This window comes from Hyella patelloides LEGE 07179, from assembly GCF_900659865.1.
Taxonomy (GTDB): domain Bacteria; phylum Cyanobacteriota; class Cyanobacteriia; order Cyanobacteriales; family Xenococcaceae; genus Hyella; species Hyella patelloides.
The window spans coordinates 1-2,495 of sequence record NZ_LR214240.1; the positions used below are offsets into that span (position 1 = coordinate 1).

At 40.2% G+C, this 2,495-nt stretch carries 3 protein-coding genes; 1 reads left to right on the plus strand and 2 read right to left on the minus strand.

What is annotated here, in order from left to right:
• On the minus strand, window positions 1-1,765 hold a 1,765-nt coding region (locus H1P_RS32680; RefSeq protein ID WP_144875562.1), incomplete at its 3' end, for a phage/plasmid primase, P4 family.
• A complete protein-coding gene (locus H1P_RS36950; RefSeq protein WP_186376288.1) occupies window positions 1,762-1,923 on the minus strand; it encodes a hypothetical protein in 162 nt (53 codons plus the stop codon). The genes H1P_RS36950 and H1P_RS32680, both read right to left, overlap by 4 nt.
• A 195-nt stretch (window positions 1,924-2,118) precedes the next feature.
• On the opposite strand from H1P_RS36950, the gene H1P_RS32685 reads away from it, so the two are divergent.
• Window positions 2,119-2,340 (plus strand): hypothetical protein, encoded by a 222-nt coding sequence (locus tag H1P_RS32685; protein ID WP_144875564.1) that lies wholly within the window; start codon window positions 2,119-2,121, stop codon window positions 2,338-2,340.
• The last annotated feature ends 155 nt before the right edge of the window (window positions 2,341-2,495 follow it).

Below are 2,495 nucleotides of genomic sequence, written 5' to 3' on the forward strand. Positions count from 1 at the left end.
GAATACTCAACAGATAAGAAGTAAATGCTCCCAATTCCCCTTCAAAATCTTTCATCAAGTCCCGTTTCTGATGCTTGGGACATTGATAGTCAAAAGGAATCATACTAACTCTACGGGTCAACCAAGAGCCTAAGTTGGTGTGGAAGATGGGGAAGTTAGAAGTTACTACTGTCAGCCCACCAAATACATACTCAAAACCGTTTTCAAACAGTCTCCGACCCGATAACCTATCTTGACCCGTTAACCGCTTGAAATTACTCATCTTCTTGGGTGCTTTATCTTGGTCTGGTAGCACCACTAATCTTTTGCCAAAGATACGGGCTATCTCGTGCTTGTCCTCCAATTCTGATAAATTCATCGTGGCGGTGTTTGATTCCCCTACTAGAGCCGTTAGCAAAGTAGTAAAGGTAGATTTCCCACTACCACCCCCACCAATTAGATGCAGGAATTTCTGTAAATCATTCCTTCCTCGTAACACTGCTGCTGCGAAACAAAGTAATAATTCTTTATATTCAGAATTTCCTTTGGTAGCCTCGTTCAACCAATTATCAATTGACTGCCAGCCATTTTCAACTACCGTATAGTCTCTGGGAAGTTGCCACGTGAATTTGAATCCAGGATTATGTTCATGGAGTTTGTTTGTCGCTAACTCTAATACTCCGTTCTTGAAGGGCAACCAATCAGTAGAGGATTTTTCGTCCCACTTCCTGATGAATAATTCTCTTTTTAAAGTGCCAATGATATTCTCAACATAAGCATTAGTACCATATCCCTTGATATTCCGAGCCTTGAGGATGGCGTGTATTTCCGCTGCTAAGTAATCTTTACTAACAAGAGTCCAAATTCCTTCTGTCTCCAGACTGTAGGTCAACCAGGTTTTTAATTCATCACAATAGACCCAGCGTTCGCTATATTGTTCGGCTATCTCTGCTCCAACAATGTCTGGTTTGGGTATTTTGTTTCCCCCTACGGTGACGAACGCATCCTCTCCGTATTTAGAGTACCAATCATCAAAGCAGTAGGCTTGGCTTAATAATTGTTTACGAAATTCTTCAATACCTTTGTTCTGCACAAAATCATCCACGCCTTTTCCGTCACTTTCGTCCCATTCAGGTAAATTATAAACTGGCACATTATATTTTTGTATCTGTCGGGCTAGTTTGATTAATGCCTGTTTAACTGGTTTCTTGGTATAAGTATCTGCGTCAAAAGCAAAAATAAATCCAAATCCTGATTTGGCAAATCTTTCTAATTCGGGAACTAGATAACGCTTTCCTTGGGGGTCATCTTTACTGGGAGTTAACCCCATCTCTACTCCTAATAAGGCAAGAGTGGGAAGCTCGTGTGAACATAGAGCAATGGCTTTAAACCCTCCCTCTGTGATTATCAACAGAGGAACATCATTAATTTTGTAACATTTTTGTTTTAAAGAAGAAAGATGATTCCAGTGATATTTGTCTGTGGGATGTGCTGGTAAGAGCGCATCGTATTCATCCCCTAATGCCGTTCTGTACTTTGGGGCTTTTTGTCCTGGTTTGTTGCTCCAAGGTTTATGGGGGCGAAATTGTCCTTGCCCATTCGCGCCCTCGATCCAGATACCTCCCGATTTGGCTGGGTAGCCTAGATATTCTCCTGCTTGGCTCTGGGTTAAGGTTTGACACCCTGCTTTAATCCAAGAGGGGTTCAATCCTCTTTTGATACAGCAATGCTCGTAATCAGACTCCGATAGTTGAGTTCTTCTAGCAGTGCAAGTCGATACGCTCATTCTGCACCTCCATTCATTTCTTCTAGGTCTTGGGTTTCTTTCTCCGTAACATTTCCCCAAGATAAGCCATGACCATTCATTGGGGAGCAAATCATCAGTGATTCAACAATTTGTGTCAGCCCAAACGACTGCTCTGGTGATTGTTTTAAAATATTCATAGTTCAGAATCTTGCTTGGTTTTGAATAATCTCCTTAAAGCCAAATTTCAGTTGGCTTTAAGGAATAATCACATAAGATTACTATTATAAGGCGAGGACATTCTATAATACTCTTTTTGCTTCTTTGTTTACAAAACTTTATTGCCGACAAGGCAAGTTATAATCTAGAGATGTAGGAGGTAAAGCTAAAAAATTATGGGTAGAGGAAGACCAGGTGGTAATCCTGATTTTGGGACTAAATATGCTTTTACAACCAATCGTCAAGAACCACTCAATAAAAAAGTTACAGTGAGAATTACGGAAACAATGGACTCTCGACTGAAAGAGGTTGAAAACTACCGAGAGTTCATTAGAGAAGCAATCGCCGAAAAATTAGAAAAACTCGACTGCGATACTTCCCTACAAAAAATAAGCTGAACAAGCTAAATAATTTAAACATACAAGAAATCATGAGAATCTCTTCTCACCACACAAACAAACCCTGGTTTAAGAGCCAGGGTTTCTGGTTCAATAGAAGAATTATCTCGATTAAATTGCTTGTTAGGAGTCGTCCAGAATTAACTTCGGATTTT

What these genes read in the sequence shown, in the direction of transcription:
- H1P_RS36950 (WP_186376288.1), bottom strand. Translation starts at nt 1,923, where the DNA reads ATGAATATTTTAAAACAATCACCAGAGCAGTCGTTTGGGCTGACACAA.
- H1P_RS32685 (WP_144875564.1), top strand. Translation starts at nt 2,119, where the DNA reads ATGGGTAGAGGAAGACCAGGTGGTAATCCTGATTTTGGGACTAAATAT.